This is a genomic window from Desulfurispora sp. (assembly GCF_052744395.1).
Genome location: NZ_JBRAJI010000021.1, coordinates 1 through 17224, shown reverse-complemented (window position 1 = coordinate 17224; position 17224 = coordinate 1). Strand labels below are relative to the sequence as shown.

The 17224-nt window shown below is 59.2% G+C and carries 21 protein-coding genes and 1 tRNA gene; 14 read left to right on the top strand and 8 right to left on the bottom strand.

Annotation, left to right across the window (positions count from 1 at the left end):
- Positions 1-16 precede the first annotated feature (16 nt).
- On the top strand, positions 17-514 hold the full coding sequence (locus ACUVTU_RS07285; RefSeq protein ID WP_445889300.1) for a CBS domain-containing protein: 498 nt from the start codon (positions 17-19) through the stop codon (positions 512-514).
- Position 515: 1 nt separating this feature from the next.
- Here the strand turns inward: ACUVTU_RS07285 and ACUVTU_RS07280 are convergent, their stop codons facing one another.
- The 3 genes from ACUVTU_RS07280 to ACUVTU_RS07270 form a co-directional block, all read right to left on the bottom strand.
- Complete coding sequence (locus ACUVTU_RS07280) at positions 516-1937, bottom strand: RtcB family protein (RefSeq protein WP_445889299.1); 1422 nt, start codon at positions 1935-1937, stop codon at positions 516-518.
- 90 nt (positions 1938-2027) lie between these two features.
- Positions 2028-3614, bottom strand: a complete 1587-nt coding sequence (gene hemZ / locus ACUVTU_RS07275) for a coproporphyrinogen dehydrogenase HemZ (protein ID WP_445889298.1) — start codon at positions 3612-3614, stop codon at positions 2028-2030.
- A gap of 40 nt (positions 3615-3654) precedes the next feature.
- Entirely contained in the window at positions 3655-3825 is a 171-nt protein-coding gene (locus ACUVTU_RS07270) for a hypothetical protein (protein ID WP_445889297.1), read from the bottom strand.
- A 38-nt stretch (positions 3826-3863) separates the two neighbouring features.
- Here ACUVTU_RS07270 and ACUVTU_RS07265 point away from each other — a divergent pair, with 38 nt between their 5' ends.
- From ACUVTU_RS07265 to ACUVTU_RS07250, 4 genes are all read left to right on the top strand, one after another.
- Positions 3864-4055 carry a hypothetical protein gene (locus ACUVTU_RS07265; RefSeq protein ID WP_445889296.1) on the top strand — a complete coding sequence of 64 codons (192 nt, stop codon included), beginning with the start codon at positions 3864-3866 and terminating at the stop codon, positions 4053-4055.
- A gap of 184 nt (positions 4056-4239) precedes the next feature.
- Positions 4240-4422, top strand: coding sequence for a hypothetical protein (locus ACUVTU_RS07260; RefSeq protein ID WP_445889295.1), 183 nt, complete (start codon positions 4240-4242; stop codon positions 4420-4422).
- Complete coding sequence (locus tag ACUVTU_RS07255) at positions 4422-5684, top strand: molybdopterin molybdotransferase MoeA (protein WP_445889294.1); 1263 nt, start codon at positions 4422-4424, stop codon at positions 5682-5684. The genes ACUVTU_RS07260 and ACUVTU_RS07255 overlap by 1 nt, the downstream gene beginning before the upstream one ends.
- An 80-nt stretch (positions 5685-5764) precedes the next feature.
- Positions 5765-7705: a molybdopterin biosynthesis protein gene (locus tag ACUVTU_RS07250; RefSeq protein WP_445889293.1), complete on the top strand. Its 1941-nt coding sequence runs from the start codon at positions 5765-5767 to the stop codon at positions 7703-7705.
- Positions 7706-7776: 71 nt separating this feature from the next.
- On the opposite strand, the gene fdhD is transcribed toward ACUVTU_RS07250, so the two are convergent.
- Positions 7777-8562 (bottom strand): formate dehydrogenase accessory sulfurtransferase FdhD, encoded by a 786-nt coding sequence (fdhD, locus tag ACUVTU_RS07245; protein WP_445889292.1) that lies wholly within the window; start codon positions 8560-8562, stop codon positions 7777-7779.
- Positions 8563-8795: 233 nt separating this feature from the next.
- Here fdhD and mog point away from each other — a divergent pair, with 233 nt between their 5' ends.
- The 6 genes from mog to ACUVTU_RS07215 all read left to right on the top strand — a co-directional run bounded on the left by mog (position 8796) and on the right by ACUVTU_RS07215 (position 14454).
- Positions 8796-9287 carry a molybdopterin adenylyltransferase gene (mog, locus tag ACUVTU_RS07240; RefSeq protein ID WP_445889291.1) on the top strand — a complete coding sequence of 164 codons (492 nt, stop codon included), beginning with the start codon at positions 8796-8798 and terminating at the stop codon, positions 9285-9287.
- Between the two features lie 390 nt (positions 9288-9677).
- Entirely contained in the window at positions 9678-9965 is a 288-nt protein-coding gene (gene groES / locus ACUVTU_RS07235) for a co-chaperone GroES (RefSeq protein WP_445889290.1), read from the top strand.
- A 118-nt stretch (positions 9966-10083) separates the two neighbouring features.
- Positions 10084-11709: a chaperonin GroEL gene (gene groL, locus ACUVTU_RS07230; protein WP_445889289.1), complete on the top strand. Its 1626-nt coding sequence runs from the start codon at positions 10084-10086 to the stop codon at positions 11707-11709.
- Positions 11710-11940: 231 nt separating this feature from the next.
- Positions 11941-12858, top strand: a complete 918-nt coding sequence (gene cysK, locus ACUVTU_RS07225) for a cysteine synthase A (protein ID WP_445889288.1) — start codon at positions 11941-11943, stop codon at positions 12856-12858.
- An 81-nt stretch (positions 12859-12939) separates the two neighbouring features.
- A complete protein-coding gene (locus ACUVTU_RS07220) occupies positions 12940-13833 on the top strand; it encodes a DMT family transporter (RefSeq protein ID WP_445889287.1) in 894 nt (297 codons plus the stop codon).
- Positions 13834-13860: 27 nt separating this feature from the next.
- Positions 13861-14454, top strand: coding sequence for a methylated-DNA--[protein]-cysteine S-methyltransferase (locus ACUVTU_RS07215; RefSeq protein ID WP_445889286.1), 594 nt, complete (start codon positions 13861-13863; stop codon positions 14452-14454).
- Positions 14455-14505: 51 nt separating this feature from the next.
- Here ACUVTU_RS07215 and ACUVTU_RS07210 read toward each other — a convergent pair whose 3' ends face one another.
- Positions 14506-15081, bottom strand: a complete 576-nt coding sequence (locus tag ACUVTU_RS07210; protein WP_445889285.1) for a hypothetical protein — start codon at positions 15079-15081, stop codon at positions 14506-14508.
- A 131-nt stretch (positions 15082-15212) separates the two neighbouring features.
- Here ACUVTU_RS07210 and ACUVTU_RS07205 point away from each other — a divergent pair, with 131 nt between their 5' ends.
- From ACUVTU_RS07205 to ACUVTU_RS07195, 3 genes are all read left to right on the top strand, one after another.
- Entirely contained in the window at positions 15213-15380 is a 168-nt protein-coding gene (locus ACUVTU_RS07205; protein ID WP_445889284.1) for a hypothetical protein, read from the top strand.
- 178 nt (positions 15381-15558) lie between these two features.
- Positions 15559-15867 carry a hypothetical protein gene (locus ACUVTU_RS07200; protein WP_445889283.1) on the top strand — a complete coding sequence of 103 codons (309 nt, stop codon included), beginning with the start codon at positions 15559-15561 and terminating at the stop codon, positions 15865-15867.
- Between the two features lie 76 nt (positions 15868-15943).
- Positions 15944-16018: transfer RNA gene (locus ACUVTU_RS07195), tRNA-Thr, on the top strand.
- A 347-nt stretch (positions 16019-16365) separates the two neighbouring features.
- On the opposite strand, the gene ACUVTU_RS07190 is transcribed toward ACUVTU_RS07195, so the two are convergent.
- From ACUVTU_RS07190 to ACUVTU_RS07180, 3 genes are read right to left on the bottom strand one after another with little or no spacing between them, the layout of a single operon-like run.
- Positions 16366-16593, bottom strand: a complete 228-nt coding sequence (locus ACUVTU_RS07190; RefSeq protein ID WP_445889282.1) for a type II toxin-antitoxin system HicA family toxin — start codon at positions 16591-16593, stop codon at positions 16366-16368.
- Complete coding sequence (locus ACUVTU_RS07185; RefSeq protein WP_445889281.1) at positions 16590-16823, bottom strand: type II toxin-antitoxin system HicB family antitoxin; 234 nt, start codon at positions 16821-16823, stop codon at positions 16590-16592. The genes ACUVTU_RS07190 and ACUVTU_RS07185 overlap by 4 nt, the downstream gene beginning before the upstream one ends.
- Positions 16807-17043 (bottom strand): helix-turn-helix domain-containing protein, encoded by a 237-nt coding sequence (locus ACUVTU_RS07180; protein WP_445889280.1) that lies wholly within the window; start codon positions 17041-17043, stop codon positions 16807-16809. The genes ACUVTU_RS07185 and ACUVTU_RS07180 overlap by 17 nt, the downstream gene beginning before the upstream one ends.
- Between the last annotated feature and the right edge of the window lie 181 nt (positions 17044-17224).

Here is a 17224-nt window from a genome sequence, read left to right as displayed (position 1 = left end):
TTGAGGGTGGGGCTGGATGCGCCGCAGTCTGGCGGTTAAACAAATCATGGTGCCGCTTTCCGAATACCCGGTGATCAGCGAGCAGGCCACTGTCCGGCAGGCCATGGATGTGCTGCGCAGTTTCTTCCATCAGCGGCACGGAGTTTGGTACGGCTTCTGGTCGCTGCTGGTGCTGGACAAATCCGGGCGGCCGGCCGGCATTCTCACACTGCGCGGCTTTCTGAAGGCATTGCAGTTGCAGCGGACGCTGGAGATGGTGTTCCGGGGCGGCGATCCCACCGGACTGTTTCTGTCCGGTATTTTTGACCAGAAGATGGCCATCACGGTGCGCAATATCATGCGGCCCATCAAACAGGTCTGGGCGAGCCAGGAGGAAAACATTCTGGCGGCGGCCCTGCGTATGCTGAGTAAAAATGTCAATTCCCTGCCGGTTTTTGCCGGGGAGGAACTGGTGGGCATCCTGCGCACCGTGGACCTGTTCTGGTATATCGGTGAACTGCTGGAGGATGCCTGAATCAGTCCTTGCCCTTGATCACGGCCAGGGGCCTCAGGTGGGCCACCGCCCGGGCCAGGCCCCCGGCTACCAGTGTTTCCACCACCTGGTCAATGTCCTTGTAAGCATCGGGCGCTTCGTCCACCAGTTCCCGGTAATTGCGGCTGTTCACCAGCACATCGCCCATGCTTTCGGCAAAGCGCCGGGCGCTGATCTGCTGACCGGCAGCGGTGCGGGAAAGCACCCGGCCGGCGCCATGACTGACCGAGTAAAATGTTTCGGCCGCTTTTTCCGTACCCACCAGGACATAGGAGGCTGTGCCCATGCTGCCCGGCAGCAGTACGGGGTGGCCGGTTTTCCGGTATGCCGGCGGGTTCTGGGGATGGCCGGGCGGCAGGGCCCGGGTAGCACCCTTGCGGTGCACCAGCACCGGCCGGCCGGCGTGGTTTTCCCATTTGGCAATGTTGTGGGCCATATCGTAGACCAGATCCAGGCCCATTTTTTCTGCCTCTTCGGCCAGCACGTCCCGGAAGGCGGTCCGCACATCGTGGGTAATTACCTGGCGGTTGGCAAAGGCGAAGTTTACGGCACAGGCCATGGCCGCATAGTAGCGCTTTCCCTCCGGGGAACCGGCCGGTGCGCAGGCCAGCCCTTTGGACGGCAGTTTGATGCCGTATTGGGCACCTACCGGCAGCAGATCCCGGCTGTAGTCGGTGCAGATCTGGTGGCCGAAGCCCCGGCTGCCCGTGTGGATCATCACCGCCAGCATCCCTTTTTGTAGGTGGAAGGCGGCAGCCGTGGACGGATCGTAAATTTCTGTTACAATCTGCAACTCGATGAAGTGATTGCCGCCGCCCAGGGTGCCCAGTTGCACTGCCCCCCGCTGCACAGCTCTGGGGCTGACCGAAGATAAATCGGCTCCCGGCAGGTACCCCCCTTCTTCCATGCGCTCCAGGTCGGTTGTGCGGCCGTAGCCGTGTCGCACAATGCCCGGCGCGCCGCTATAGACCACTTCCTGGAAGATCTTTTCCGTAATGCCCCGGTGCCGGCTTTTTTTGCCTGTACCGGTGGGGACGTATTCTTCTATGCGCTGGATCAGGCGGCGCAGTACAGGTTTGTCTAGGTCGGCTGCCGGGATGCGGGTGCTCAAAAGGCGCACCCCGCAGTTAATATCCATGCCTACCGCGCCGGCCGAGATGACTCCCTCCGCAGCGGTGGCCATCACGCCGCCAATGGGGAGACCGAAGCCTTCATGGATGTCGGGCAGGCCGCACACCGGTTCCAGCACGCCGGGCAGACAGGCGGCATCGGCCAGCTGCTTTAAGGAAGCGTCCCGGTATACCAGGGGCAAAAGCTGCGGGCTGAGGTAAACCACCGCATCCACCCGCATTTCGTCCCGTCGTTCCAGCAGGTATTTGTAAGGAGAGATTTTTTTCAGCTCCACGGTGTATTCCTCCATCAGGTTGTTCCATCTGGTTGTTTCATTCCGGGCGCCCGCTGCCCGGGATATTTAGAAGCAGCCCGGGTTCGGGTATCAGGTTGCTGGTCCGAAGTGGCTTTCCAGCAGGGCCACCTGGCGCCCGATGATCTGGTCAATCCTTTCAATGTATACGGCCGGCTCTTTGGGGCTGTAGGTGCTGGTGAGATACCAGTCGCCATAGCGCACCCACTTGCTACCCGCGCCGCAGCCCAGCCCCAGCACCGTCTGTCTTTCCTCAATGATTTGGATATTGTAAATGCAGGTGTGGCCGGGCCGGGTGTAACCCGTGTTTTCCTGCTGGCCCAGGATGCGTTTTTGCCGGTAAAGGTAATAGGGGATGTAGCCCTGCTCCTGCAGCAGGTGCCGGGTGGTGCTGTGCATTTGCTGTACAGTGTGGCTGGCCGGTAGCTGAGTTTGTCCACCGCTTTGCATCAGCAGGGAGGCTCTTTTCAGGGCCAGGGTATGCACACTGATGTTTTCGGGCTGCAGCTCGAGCACCTGCTCTACAGTTTCCCGCACCTGTTCCACGCCCTCCCCCGGCAGACCCAGAATTACATCCATGTTCAGGCAGGGTAAACCCAGGGCCCGGGCCCGCTCCACGGCTCGCAGTATATCTTCCCGGCTGTGCCCGCGGCCGATGGCGCGCAGGGTGGCTTCGTGCATGCTCTGGGGGTTGATGCTGAGGCGGTTTGCTCCGGCATCCCGGCACAGGCGGAGCATTTCCGCCGTGAGTGTTTCCGGCCGGCCTCCCTCCACGGTAAATTCCTCCACGCCCTGCGGACAGAGGTGGCGGTTGATCAGTTCCAGTATTTCGGCCAGCTGTGTGGGGGCCAGACTGGTGGGCGTGCCGCCGCCCAGGTACAGCGTTTGCACCCGCACGCCCAGACGGGCCAGGGTGCGGCCAACCGCCTCTATTTCCCGCTTCAGACAGCTCACAAAAGGCTCTACATAGCGGCTGGCCGCCTTGATGCTGTAGGAGGGGAAGGAGCAGTAGAGGCAGCGGCTGGGACAAAAAGGTATGCCGATGTAGATGCTCACGGTACGCAAAAGCGCCTGCGGTACCAGGTAGGCGCGCTGCCGGGCGGTCACTTCCAGCAGCAGGGCGATCTTTTCCTGGCTCAAAGCGTAGTCCTGTTCCAGCATCCGGCCCGCCTGCTGGGGGGACAGGCCGCTGTCCAGCAGGCGGTGCACCACTTTAGTGGGGCGGATGCCGGTGAAAATGCCCCAGGGGGTGGGGCTGGAGCCGCAGTATTTTTCCAGCAGCCGGTAGGTCAGCAGTCTGGCCAGGCGCCGGGCGGTGTTGGCCGAGTCTTCGTTCTGTTCCACACTGGACCGGGCACTGTCCCGGATTGTTAAAGCCGGTGTGGACAGTGTGCCCTCCAGGTGCACCGCTGTACGGTGCTCCCCGGCCGGGAGAGGAGCTATCTGCAGCCGGAGCCCGCAGGTGTCGCTTTCCAGATTGGGCGACCCGGCCGGTAAAGATCCGGTATTCGGGTTGGCGGAACGCTCCGCCTCCGGGGGCAGGCCGGGGAGGGTTTCCGTTGCTTCGCTGGCGGGAAAATGCGCCCCGGGGAAAAACACCCGGCAGATGTCCTGCACACCGGGCTGCCACGGAGCGGGCATGATTAACTTGATTTGCATGGGCCCATCCTTTCCCCGAAATGTATCGCGATATATTTTATCAGAAAAAATGGCGGCGGGACAGCCAGCCGGCGGGTTTTTGCGGTCTGCCGGCCCGCTGCCGGGCGGCCGCTCCGGTTTTGCTTTTCCGGACGGCGTCCGGACAGGCGGGGGTGGGCAGGAAAATGCGGTAAAAAGTAGAATACATGCAGATAATTGTGCTATAATACACTGCACACCGCCCGGGGCGGGAAAGGAGAGTAGCAGGTTATGACAGTGAAAGAGGCTCTGCAGGAATGGGTCAGATACAACCGGCAGCTGGTTTATGAAATGCGCGGCAGCAAGAGCAGCGAGTACAAAATGGGTTTTGCCGACGGCGTGGAAGCGGCCATGGAGGCTCTGGAGGCTTATCTGGCCGACTTGCCGGAATACTGTGATGTATTAAAGGAAGGCGGTTTTTGATCTCCCGGCTGCCGGTGTCTGCCGGCCGCTGCCGGCCAGTGGGGGCCTTGCCGGAGAAGCCCGGTCGTGTGGATAATGGCATTTATTTTGCAAGCGTACTGCATTGCTGAGCATAACGCGGGCGGGCCGCATTTTCCCGGCCGGCCCCACTATTTTTAAGCCATACCGCAAGGGGGGTAATATAATGACCGAACAGGACAGGGAAAAACTGCGCACAGCCATCCAGGAGGCTGCTCCCGGCGGGCGTCTTTCCTGCGCTGCGGCCCGGCGTCTGGCCGAGCAGTTCCAGGTGCCGCCCCGCCAGGTGGGTGAACTGTGTGATGAAATGAAGATCAAGATTTATGCCTGTGAACTGGGGTGTTTTTAATGAAGGATCTTTTTCTGGCCCTGACCGTGGAGCAGGCGCGCCGGGAACTGGCCGCCCACCTGCGGCTGTCCGAACCGGTGGAGGAGGTGTCTCTGCTCGAGGCCGCAGGCCGGCGCCTGGCCGCGCCGGTGCACTCCCGGGAGGACATTCCGGGTTTTGCCCGCTCCACCGTGGATGGTTTTGCCGTGCGGGCGGCCGACACTTTTGGTGCCTCCGAGGGCCTGCCGGCATACCTGGACCTGGACGGGGAAATTCTGATGGGCCAGGAGGTGGTGCGCCCCCTGTCGCCGGGAGCCGCCCGGCGCATACCCACCGGCGGGATGCTGCCGCCGGGGGCCGATGCCGTGGTCATGGTGGAGTACAGCGAGCCGCTGGATGAGCGCACCATCGGGGTGGTGCGGCCGGTGGCTCCGGGGGAAAATGTGGTGCAGCGGGGCGAGGATCTGGCGGCGGGACAAACTGTGCTGGAGGCGGGCTGCAGGTTGCGCCCGCAGGAGCTGGGGCTGCTGGCGGCGCTGGGGGTAGCCAGCGTGCCTGTGCTGGTCCGGCCGCGGGTGGGCATTGTTTCCACGGGTGATGAAGTGGTGCCGCCCGAAAGCATCCCCGCGCCCGGACAGGTGCGCGATATTAATTCTTACGCTCTGGCCGGCCAGGTGGAGCAGGCTGGCGGCCGGGCGCATTTGTACGGCATTGTTCGGGACAGCGCTGCCGAGCTGCAGGCTGTGCTGGAGAGAGCGCTGGCCGAATGCGATCTGGTGCTTTTATCGGGCGGCAGTTCGGTGGGTACGCGGGATGTTTCGGCCGCCGTGCTGGAAAAGCTGGGCCGGCCGGGAGTGCTCTTTCACGGTCTGGCCATCAAGCCGGGCAAGCCCACCATTGGTGCGGTGGTGGAGGGAAAGGCGGTTTTCGGCCTGCCGGGCCATCCGGTTTCGGCCATGGTGGTATTTTTGCTCTTGGTAGAACCCCTGCTGCGGCGGGGCCGGTATTCGCAAACCGACTCGGAACGGCAGAGCGAGTTCCCCCTGCCGGCCGCGATTACCCGCAATATGCGCTCGGCAGCCGGGCGGGAGGATTTTGTGCGGGTGCGGCTGGAATACCGGCAGGACCGCTGGCTGGCCCACCCCGTGCTGGGCAAATCCGGGCTGATCTCCACCATGGTGCAGGCCGACGCTCTGGCCTGGATTGCCGCTGACCGGGAAGGTGTGGTGGTGGGAGAGGTTGTGCCGGTACGGCCGCTGGATCCTCCGGGTTCCGGCTGGTAAGCCGCCCGGGATGCGGATGTTTATTTTGAGTTCATGAGCGATATTTATACCGGCAAAATCTTTGCCGCCTGGGAGGAGTAATGCCAATGAAACGCCAGGTTTATCTTTCCGATATGCCCCTGGAAGAGGCCCGCCGGGGTTACATGGAGCTGTTGGAGCAATGCGGGGCGCTGGATCCCGGCCCGCCCGAGTTAATCCCGGTGCAGGAGGCAGCCGGCCGGGTAACGGCCCGGCCGGTTTATGCGGTGGTTTCTTCGCCTCACTACCATGCCGCGGCCATGGACGGCATCGCTGTGCGGGCGGCCGATACCTTCGGAGCCAGCGATACCGCTCCCAAAAGACTGCGGTTGGGGTCGCGGGCCGTGGTGGTGGATACAGGCGATCCTCTGCCCGCCGGGTGCGATGCGGTGATCATGATTGAAGATGTGCATTTCATCAGCGATGAAGAATTTGAAATCACCGCTGCGGCCGTGCCCTGGCAGCACGTGCGGGCGGTGGGGGAAGATGTGGTGGCTACCGAGATGATCCTGCCGGCCAACCATTTGTTGCGCCCCTACGATCTGGGTGGCATCCTGGCCGGCGGGGTGACCGAAGTAGCGGTGCACCCCCGCCCCCGGGTAGCTCTTTTGCCCACGGGCGACGAGTTGGTGGAGCCGGGCAGCGCCCTTGCTCCCGGCAGTATCATAGAGTACAACAGCCGCATGTTTGCCGCCATGGTGGAGCAGTGGGGCGGGCAGCCCCTGTCCCTGGGCATCACTCCCGACCGGTATGAGCTGCTCAAAGAGCGGCTTTTGACCGCCCTGGCGGAGGCCGACATTGTACTGATCAATGCCGGCTCTTCCGCCGGGCGGGATGACTACACCGCGGCGCTGATTGGCGAGCTGGGCCGTGTGTTTGCCCACGGTGTGGCCATCAAGCCGGGCAAGCCGGTGGTGCTGGGAGTGGTCCAGAATAAGCCGGTGATCGGTGTGCCCGGTTATCCGGTTTCCGCTGTGCTGGGCATGGAGCTGTTTGTAGCACCCATCATCTACGCCCGGCAGGGGCTGGCTGTGCCGGCCCGGCCGCAGGCCCGGGTGACCGTGTCGCGCAAGATTGTATCCAGCATCGGGGTACAGGAGTTTGTGCGTCTGAAACTGGGCCAGGTGGGAGACAAACTGATGGCTACGCCCATCTCCCGCGGCGCCGGCATGATCACTTCGCTCATCCGGGCCGATGCCATGCTGCGCATTCCGGAAATGGTGGAAGGCTACCAGGCCGGCGAACAGGTGGAGGTGGAACTGCTGCGCCCGCTGGAGGAAGTGCGCCAGACCACCGTGGTTATCGGCAGCCACGACCTGGCTCTGGACATCATGGGCAGCTTTCTGCGCCAGCGGGATCCCCGGGCCAGCCTGTCCTCGGCCCATGTGGGCAGTCTGGGCGGATTAAACGCCATCAAACGCGGGGAGGCGCACTGCGCCGGTACCCACCTGCTGGATGAGCAAAGCGGTGAATACAACGTAGCCTATATCCAGCGCCTGCTGCCCGGGCGGCCTGTCGTATTGGTCAATCTGGTCTACCGCCAGCAGGGCCTGCTGGTGGCCAAGGGTAACCCCAAAAATATCCGCGGGGTGCGGGATCTGGCGCGGCCCGATGTCACCTTTGTCAACCGGCAGCGGGGAGCGGGTACGCGGGTGCTAATGGACTACCTCTTGAAGCAGGAAGGGTTGGATCCATCCGCTATCCAGGGTTATCAGCGGGAGGAGTACACCCACATGGCCGTGGCGGCGGCCGTGGCTTCGGGGGCGGCCGATGCCGGCATGGGCATTCTGGCGGCGGCCCGGGCCCTGGATCTGGAGTTCATCCCGGTGGGCGAGGAGCGCTACGACCTGTGCGTGGCCGGCGAATACTGGCACACACCGTATATCCAGCGCCTGCTGGCTGTGATGGCCGACCCGGCCTTCCGGGAGGCGGTGCGCGCCCTGGGCGGCTACGACCTGCGCGACTGCGGCCGGGTGATGTGGAGCTGCGGGGTGGAAGTTTAGGTGGAGCTCTGGGGGCTCTTTCTGGAGCGGTGTCGGCTCAAACAACCGATTGGGGCGCGGCGGGTGTGCTTTTAGAGTAAGACCCGTTCCTGCCCACTGTACACATTAAACCTTTCACCCCGAGCAAAGCCAATCAGACAGACCTGGAAGTCATGGGCCAAATCCACCGCTAGAGCGGTGGGGGCGGCGCGGGAGATCACGGCCGGCAGGCCGGCCCGGACGGCCTTGATCAGGATTTCCGAAGAAACCCGGCCGCTTAAAACCAGCGCTCCGTCCTGGACCGGCAGCCGCTGCCACAGGCAGTGGCCCAGCACTTTGTCCACCGCATTGTGCCGGCCGATGTCCTCGTACATCACCACCAGCCGCCCGCCGGCGGCCAGGGCGGCGCTGTGTACGCCCCCGGTGTCCCGGAACAGCCGGGCCCTTTCCTCCAGCTGCCGGGCGACGGTCAGGATGTCGGCGGCGGCAAAGCGGGCCGGGGAGCGGATTGGCTGGAGCTGGGCGGCGTCATTGACAAAATACAGCCCTGTCCGCCCCTTGCCGCAGCAGCTGGCCAGCTGGCGGCGCAAGAAATTTTCCACCTGGGGTACTGGGCGGGCGGTTTGCACCCACAAAAGGCCCTCGTCCTCCCGCAGGGTGATTTCTGCGATGTCGTCCGCGCTGTGGATTAACCCCTCGCTGAGCAGAAAGCCGGCGGCCAGCTCGCGCCAGGCCCCCGGTGAGCAGACCAGGGTGGCCAGTTCGCTGTCGTTGAGGAATAAGGTCAGGGGCACCTCGCGGACCAGCAGGTCGCCGGTCGGGGTGATGTGGCCGTCTTGATAGCGGTGGATGGGCTGTTCTCGGGTCAGGCTGGACACGGACAATCCCCTTTCTGCCATCAGGACAGGCATTTCTGGGTGTGTCGGTTGTGGCAACCGCCCGAATAAGCGGTTCCGGACACCGTTGGCTGTTAGACTGATTTTATACCGGGCAGGTTGATTCAGCAAGAAACAAGTGCAACTTTGTTGAACATTTGCCTGAGTGGCGCTTCGTTATATATTGCTGTGAAGGCAGTCCGAAAAAAGCATGGATGTATGCCGGAGGTGTTGTGATGTATCGCGTGGGTATTTTGACCGCCAGTGACAAAGGGGCGCGGGGAGAGCGCCAGGACCAGAGCGCCGCCGTGATCAGGGAGATGGTGGCGGTCCAGGGCTGGCAGGTGGCCGACTACCGGGTGGTGCCCGATGAGCTGGAGGCAATCAAGGAGAGCCTGCTGCACATGGTGGACCACGACCGGCTGGATTTGATTCTGACCACGGGCGGTACCGGTTTCGGGCCGCGGGATGTCACTCCCGAAGCCACCCGGGAAATCATGGAGCGCGAGGTGCCGGGTATACCCGAAGTAATGCGGGCGGTGAGTCTTAAAAAGACCTCCCGGGCCATGCTCAGCCGGGCGGTGGCCGGTATTCGCCATCGCACTCTGATCATCAATTTGCCGGGCAGCCCCAGAGCAGTCCAGGAGTGCCTGGAGGCCATTATGCCCGCTCTGCCCCACGGGCTGGACATTTTGACCGGGCGGGCTGGCGAGTGTGCCCGGGGTTAGCCGGGACGGGCCGCCCGGGCGAGCCGCCAGCCCCTTTCCCGGCCTGGAGCGGTACTGGATTTGGCTCGGACAGTACGGGGCTGTTTGCCTGATAACGGAAAAATTAGCATGAACATGGTATAAAAGCTGGAAAGAACGGTCAGAATATAATCTGGAGGAAATGGAAAAAGTTTTTGTGGCAATATAGAAGGAGAAATCAAAAGATAATCTCTGCTCATTGGTTAATTTCGCCCACCAGGGGTGAATTCTGGTTGAAGGGGTGGTTGCTTTTGGTTTGCTCGTTCTATATTATATTACTTGGATGTTAGCACTCTCCTTGAATGAGTGCTAACAATAATTCCAGCCAGTAATCATAATAATTTAACCATTAATTAAAGGGAGGGTTTTTCAGTGATCAGACCGTTAGGTGAACGGGTGGTTGTCAAGCCGCTGCCCAGCGAGGAAGTAACCAGGGGAGGCATCGTCCTGCCGGACACCGCCAAGGAAAAGCCCCAGAAGGGTGAAGTGATCGCTGTTGGCCCCGGCCGCCTGCTGGACAATGGGACCCGGGTGCCTGTGGATGTGAAAGTGGGCGATCAGGTGCTGTTTTCCAAATATGCTGGCAACGAGTTCAAAATTGACGATGTGGAATACCTGATCCTGCGGGAAGCCGACATTCTGGGCGTCATTGAAAAGTAAGTAGTTTTCCGGGCAATTCACAGTATGCTGGTTGATGCACTGATACCAGCACAGGTCTAACATAATCAGTAAACAGCAAGAACCATTAAATTTTCTGTTTCCAAGGAGGTAATGTGCAGTGGCCGGTAAAGAAATTATTTTCCGGGAAGAAGCGCGCCGTGCTCTGGAGCGCGGTGTTAACGCCCTGGCGGAAGCCGTAAAGGTCACTCTGGGCCCCAAGGGCCGCAACGTGGTGCTGGAGAAGAAATTCGGCGCCCCCATGATCACCAATGACGGTGTGACTATCGCGCGGGAAATCGAGCTCAAGGACCCCTTTGAAAACATGGGGGCCCAGCTGGTCAAGGAGGTGGCCACCAAGACCAACGATGTGGCCGGTGACGGTACCACCACCGCTACCGTGCTGGCTCAGGCCATTGTGCGGGAAGGTCTAAAAGTGGTGGCTGCTGGCGCTAACCCCATGATTGTCAAGCGCGGCATTGAAAAGGCTGTGGAAAAAGCCGTGGAAGGCATCAAAGCTGCCGCCAAGCCGGTGGAAAGCCGGGCTGCCATCGCCCAGGTTGCTTCCATCTCGGCCAACGATACCTCCATAGGTGAACTGATTGCCGATGCCATGGAAAAAGTGGGCAAAGACGGCGTTATCACTGTGGAAGAGTCCAAGGGCATGGCCACCACCCTGGAAGTGGTGGAAGGCATGAACTTCGACCGCGGCTACATCTCCCCGTACATGATCACCGATACCGACAAGATGGAAGCCGTGCTCAGCGATCCGCTGGTGCTGATCACCGACAAGAAGATTTCGGCTATTGCCGACATCCTGCCCATTCTGGAAAAAGTGGTCCAGACTGGCAAGCCGCTCCTGATCATTGCTGAAGATGTGGAAGGCGAAGCTCTGGCCACCCTGGTGCTGAACAAGCTGCGCGGCACCTTCCAGTGCGTTGCTGTAAAGGCCCCTGGCTTTGGCGACCGTCGCAAGGCCATGCTGGAGGATATCGCCATCCTGACCGGCGGTACTGTGATCACCGAGGAAGTTGGCCTGAAGCTGGACAAGGCTACCCTGGATATGCTGGGCAAAGCTTCCAAGGTGCGCGTGAAGAAAGAAGAAACCATCATTGTGGGTGGCGCCGGCGATCCGAACAAGGTTACCGCTCGCGTGGCCCAGATCAAGAAGCAAATCGAGGAAACCACTTCCGACTTCGACCGCGAGAAACTGCAGGAGCGTCTGGCCAAGCTGGCTGGCGGCGTAGCGGTTATTCAGGTGGGTGCTGCTACCGAAGTGGAAATGAAGGAGAAGAAGCTGCGCATCGAGGACGCCCTCAACGCCACCCGGGCCGCGGTGGAAGAAGGTATTGTTTCCGGCGGCGGCGTGGCCTATGTGCAGATTATCAAGTCGCTGGACGGCATTGAGACCGCTTCCATGGATGAAAAGACCGGTGTGGACATTGTGCGCCGCGCCCTGGAAGAGCCGCTGCGCCAGATTGCCAACAACGCCGGCGTGGAAGGTTCCGTGGTGGTGGAGAGAGTGCGCAACTCCGAGCCCGGCGTGGGCTTCAACGCCTTGAGCGGCGAATATGTGAACATGATTGAAGCCGGCATTGTGGACCCGGCCAAGGTGACCCGCAGCGCTCTGCAGAACGCAGCCAGCATTGCGGCCATGATCCTGACCACCGAAACCCTGGTGGCCGAAAAGCCGGAAGAAAAAGAAGGCGGTGCCGGCGGCATGGGCAACATGCCCCCCATGATGTAAGTTCATAACCTCTTGAAAAAGCCCCTGCGGGAGCATACCGCAGGGGCTTTGCTCTGGGCAGGAAAATCGGTGCGCCCTGATCGTGCCGTCGGGGCAGCAGGCCGGCCGGCTAATATAAAAAGTCATGGTCCGGGAGGAAATTGTTGCTGCCGGATGCCGGTTGCCGGGTTATACTTAAAATATGGTTAAATCCAGGTTGGCAATTTATACATGGCAGGTGAGCATTTAATTATGATTAAGGAAAATGTTTTGCAGCTGGTGGGCAACACGCCCATCCAGTATCTGGACAGGATGGCTGCCGGCCTGCCGGCGCGGGTGGCGGCCAAGATCGAGTTTTTTAATCCCGGCGGCAGTGTCAAGGACCGGGTGGGAGTGTACATGCTGCAGCAGGCTCTGCAGGACGGCCGGTTAACCGGAGAGACTACCATCATCGAACCCACCAGTGGCAATACCGGTATCGGCCTGGCCATATTCTGTGCTGTACATAATCTGAAACTGATATTGACCATGCCGGAAAGCATGAGTGTGGAGCGCCGTCGCTTGCTGGTCGCTTACGGGGCCGAGCTGGTGCTCACTCCGGCCGATAGGGGCATGACCGGGGCCATTGAACAGGCACAGGAGCTGGCTGCCCGGTACCGCCCTTCCTTTATCCCCTCCCAGTTCACCAACCCGGATGTGCCGCAGGTGCATTATCTGACCACCGGTCCGGAAATTTGGCGGGATACGCAGGGGGCGGTGGATGTGCTGGTGGCGGGAGTGGGCACCGGGGGGACCATCAGCGGTGCCGGCCGCTATCTGAAAGAACGCAAGCCCGGTTTACGGTTGGTGGCGGTGGAGCCGGCCGAATCGGCCGTTGTTTCGGGAGGAAAATCCGGGCCGCATCCCATTCAGGGTATTGGTCCGGGCTTCATCCCCCGGACGCTGGATACCGGCCTGCTGGACGAGATCATTCCGGTGAGCGGGGCGGCGGCCCGGGAAACTACCCGGCAGCTGGCCCGGAGAGAAGGATTGCTGTGCGGTATATCCAGCGGGGCGGCTCTGTGGGCGGCCCTGCAGGTGGCCGGGCGCGAGGAAAACCGGGGCCGGCTTGTGGTGGTGCTGCTGCCCGATACGGGTGAGCGCTATCTGTCCACCGATTTGTTTGACTGAGCGTTTTGTAGTTAAGGAGAAATATGTGTCGGCATCCGGCAGCCGGCGTTTGGGTTTGCCGGCGCGATTGAAGGGGTGATAGTGCTGCTGCAGAAATCATCCAGTCCCTATCTGGCCATTTTCATCGCTGTGCTGGCGGCGGCCTCATCGGCTATATTCATCAAACTGGCCGCTGCGCCGCCTCTGGTGGCGGCTTTTTACCGCCTTTTTTTCACTTTGCTCATCCTGACCGGGCCGCTGCTGGCCGGTAGCCGCTGGAGCGAACTAAAAGACATGGCCCGGCGCGATTTCTTGCTGGCCGGGCTGGCCGGTGTGTTTTTGGCTCTGCACTTTGCGGTCTGGTTTACTTCACTGGAGTACACCACCATTTCCAGTTCCACGGTGCTGGTTACACTGCAGCCCCTGTTTGTAATCGCTGGCGGGTACTGGCTGTACGGGGAAAAGGTGGGCTCCGGTGCTCTGGCCGGCGCCCTGCTGGCCATCGGCGGCAGTATCCTGGTGGGATATGGTGACTTTGCCGTGGGCGGACGGGCGCTATGGGGAGATTTGCTGGCCCTTTCCGGAGCATTTTTTGTCGCTCTATATGTCCTGATGGGCCGGGGGCTCCGGCAGCGCCTTTCTCTGCTGCCCTATGTCTATGTGGTTTACGGCGTGGCCGCTCTGGTGTTGTTTGCCATCAACTGGCTGGCTTTTCAGCAGCCGCTGGCCGGTTTTCCCGCGGCCACCTGGGGTTGGTTTGTCGCCCTGGCGGTTTTTCCCACTATTTTGGGGCACACTCTGTTCAACTGGGCCCTGCGCCATGTTCCGGCGGCTGTGGTTTCGGTGAGCATCCTGGGTGAGCCGGTAGGGGCTACGGTGCTGGCCTACCTGATCTGGCGGCAGATGCCGGGGTCGGTGCAGCTGGCCGGCAGTCTGGCCATTCTGGTGGGGCTGGCCGTGTTTATCAGCAGCGTGGAGCGGCACAGGCAGCAATGACCTGCCGGGATTAGCAGGAGGTAATTTATGTATAGCCAAAGCGCTGACAATGGCGGCCCGGCGGAGGTCGGCATGGTGGTTGGTTATGGGGAACTGGCTACCGGGGCTGGCTATTGCGGGGTGGCCGTAAGTGCCAAGGGTCTTTTATGGCTCTCCCTGCCCGGCCGGCGGGAGGAAGTGCACCGGGAACTGCAAGAGGGTCTGGCGATAATGCGCAAGAAAGCCGCGACCGGTGGACCGCGGCTGAAAATGGCAGAGGAGCCGGGCCTGCCTGCCGCTGCCTGGCTGGACGACCTGGCTCGGGAAATTGGCGACTATTTCGCCGGCCGGCGGGTGAAGCTGGACTATCCGGTGGATTTTAGCCTGTACACCGAATTTCAGAGGGTCGTGTTGCAGCTGGTACGGGATATACCCTACGGGGAAACCCGTACCTATGGCCAGCTGGCCGCGCTGGCCGGCCGCCCGGCGGCGTCCCGGGCGGTGGGCCAGGTGCTGGGGGCCAACCGGGTTTTGTTGGTGGTACCCTGCCACCGCGTGCTAGCCGCGCAGGGTCTGGGCGGTTTTGGAGCGGGTCTGGAGACCAAAAGATATCTGCTCAGCCTGGAGGGGCGGGAAGTATGAACGACGGCTTTACGGTCGCTGATTGATTGGGGCCGGTCCCGGTGCCAGAGATCACAGGGGAATGTATGTGTCAATAATTTCTAATACATTGCCCGGTTCTCTGGCCAGGGAGGCCAGGTCGGCCGGGGTGACATCGCGGGGGATGCGGCCGGGGAAAAGATCGATGCCGGCCTTTTCGTAGACCGTATCCACCATGGCCGAGCAAATCAGCCGCTGACCAATTTCCAGCAGTTCTTTTTCGGTAAAATAATACTGACCGCCCCGAAACATCTGCTGGCCTTTTTCTTTTAAAAGTTTAACCGCCAGCCGGAGGATTTCAAAATAGTCGTAACGGGGTGGATGCTGGCGGTATTGTTCAATCACCTGGCGCATTTTTTGCCGGATGGCGTATGCTGCAGGCGGCGGGCTGTAGATGAGCTGTTTGTGCCGGAGCACTATATAGGCCTGCTGCCCTCGCCAGTATCTATTCGAGTGATATTTGAAACCGTCATGCAGCATTTCGGCCACCATGTTTTTTTCGGTGCACAGGGCGGCATGGCTGAAAAAACTGTCGGTGAGGTTCTTGATGGCACCGGCAATGGCGTTATCTCCGTGGATCAGAATAATGTCACCGTAAAGATAGGACATTCTTTCCCCACTCCTTGCAACTTGCGGCCGAACAGGCAGATTTTCTAAACATCATATGTTTTGTGATCCTGTCCCGTGCCTGGTAAATCTCGCTATGAGGCGATATTTTTCGTGGGGAAGGGGGTGCAGACATGAACCTGGACATAAATGCGCTCATTGATGAATGGACCAGGGAGTTTACTGTATATTTGCATTACCTTCGGGAGATGAAAGCCAGTGAGTACAATATCGGTTATGCGGATGGTATTGAATCGGCCATAAATATGTTGCATGATCTTTTGCAAAAAATGGGTGAATGATGGTTTATGATTAACAACATACCAAAAAGGTAATATTTTATAATAACAAAGGAGAAGAGCCATTAATATTATCATTAACGCGTTATTTCTTGTACAGGCTTATTGACAGGGCAATTTGTTGTAGATTAAATTATTACAGAGAGGGAAATAATGCTGAATAAACAGGGAGTGGCAGAAAGTGGGATTTGAGGTCTACAAACCGCGTGGTGAACGTTCGGAAAAAGTACCGCTCATAACTCTCTCCAAAACTTCACTGGTGTTAAATAGTGTTGCGAGAGAAAAACTGGGTACTAACCGGATTGAACTGGCGTTTGACCGGGAGACCCAGACCATCCGGGTGCGGGCAGTGGAAGAAGGCGGTATGGAAATTAAAAAGACCAAGGTATTTGGCAAAGGTTTCTTCAACCAGTTTGGTATTACCCAGAAGGGCAAGTTTGAAGCCCGTTTTGACCCCCAGGAGCGGGCGCTGTATGCTACAATCCGTTAACACCGTACCAATGCGGTGTTTTTTTGTGTGTTGATCAAGCGCATTTAGTTTGCTATAATAATCTTTGCGATAAGATGCTGGAGTGGCTCAGTGGTAGAGCAGCGCACTCGTAATGCGCAGGTCGTGGGTTCGAATCCCATCTCCAGCTCCAGAAAAAGCCAAGGGCCTCAATGGTTTGAGGCCTTTTCGATTTATAGCGAATTCTGCAGAAAGGCCATTTTGGGAGCAATTTGGGAGCAAACTGCAGGTAACTACACCTAACAAAGGCCAAAGGACAGGCATTCATGCCCGTCCTTTTTTCGTGCCTTTTTGTCCGCTTTCTTTCATGGTCTGGTAGACCCGTTCCAGCCTGTCTGCTGCTTCCCTGTCGGCACTCTTGAGGTAATGATCCCTTCGCCGTCTCCACAATGCTGTAAATAACCGCACTGGCTCGGGCACCCCGCGGAGTGTTGGCAAACAGCCAGTTTTTCCGGCCGATCACAAAGGGCTTGAGCGACGTTAGAGCAAGTCAATCAGTTCTTCTGCAGTCAGTCCGGCCTGGTTGAGGATGGATTTGAGGGTTTTGGGTTTTAGAATCCGTTGTCCATGCACTGGTATGGTAACTATCTTGCCGGCAGGGGATAACAGGTAGTGGTGACTTCCCTCAATATCCACAAGTGTAAAACCATTTCGCTTCAGTGCTGCCAGGATGTCTTTACCTGATACCCTGGGTAACCTGGGCGTCATATGTTTATCACCAGTTCCTGACGCTGTACCGGTGGCAAGTCACTTAGTGGTACAGGCTGCCCCAGCTTTTCCATTATCCTGATGTATCCGGTTATCGCTTCCCTTGCGTTGGCCAGAGCCTCTTCCAGTGTATCGCCTTCGGTAATACAGCCGGGCAGGGCTGGTACGGTGACTGTATACCCGCCCCCCTCATTATTCCACTCCAGGACTACCTTAAACCTGCGCTGCATTTTGGTTTTCCTCCCTTGCGGTGGGGATGTATTCAAATAAATCCCCGGGCTGGCAGTTGAGGGCACGGCATAGTTTATCCATAGTCTCAAACGATATCATCTTTGCCCTGTCATAGTACAATTCTGTAACTGTATTCCGCGCCAGTTCAGACCTTTCCACAACATCTTTAATTTTAAAGCGGTTTCTCCCCATTATTTCGCTCAACTTGTTTATTATCATGCCATTCACCTCTGACTATACATTCGTGTTCGGTTAAGTATTATGATATACAATATATTGTTTATCAGGCACCATGAGTGACTATACATTGTAGTTTTTTGCATTAACCGAACACAAATGTCTGACTATATCCTGAATCCGTGAAATAAATTTTTAAAAACCATTGATATTCTGCGATATT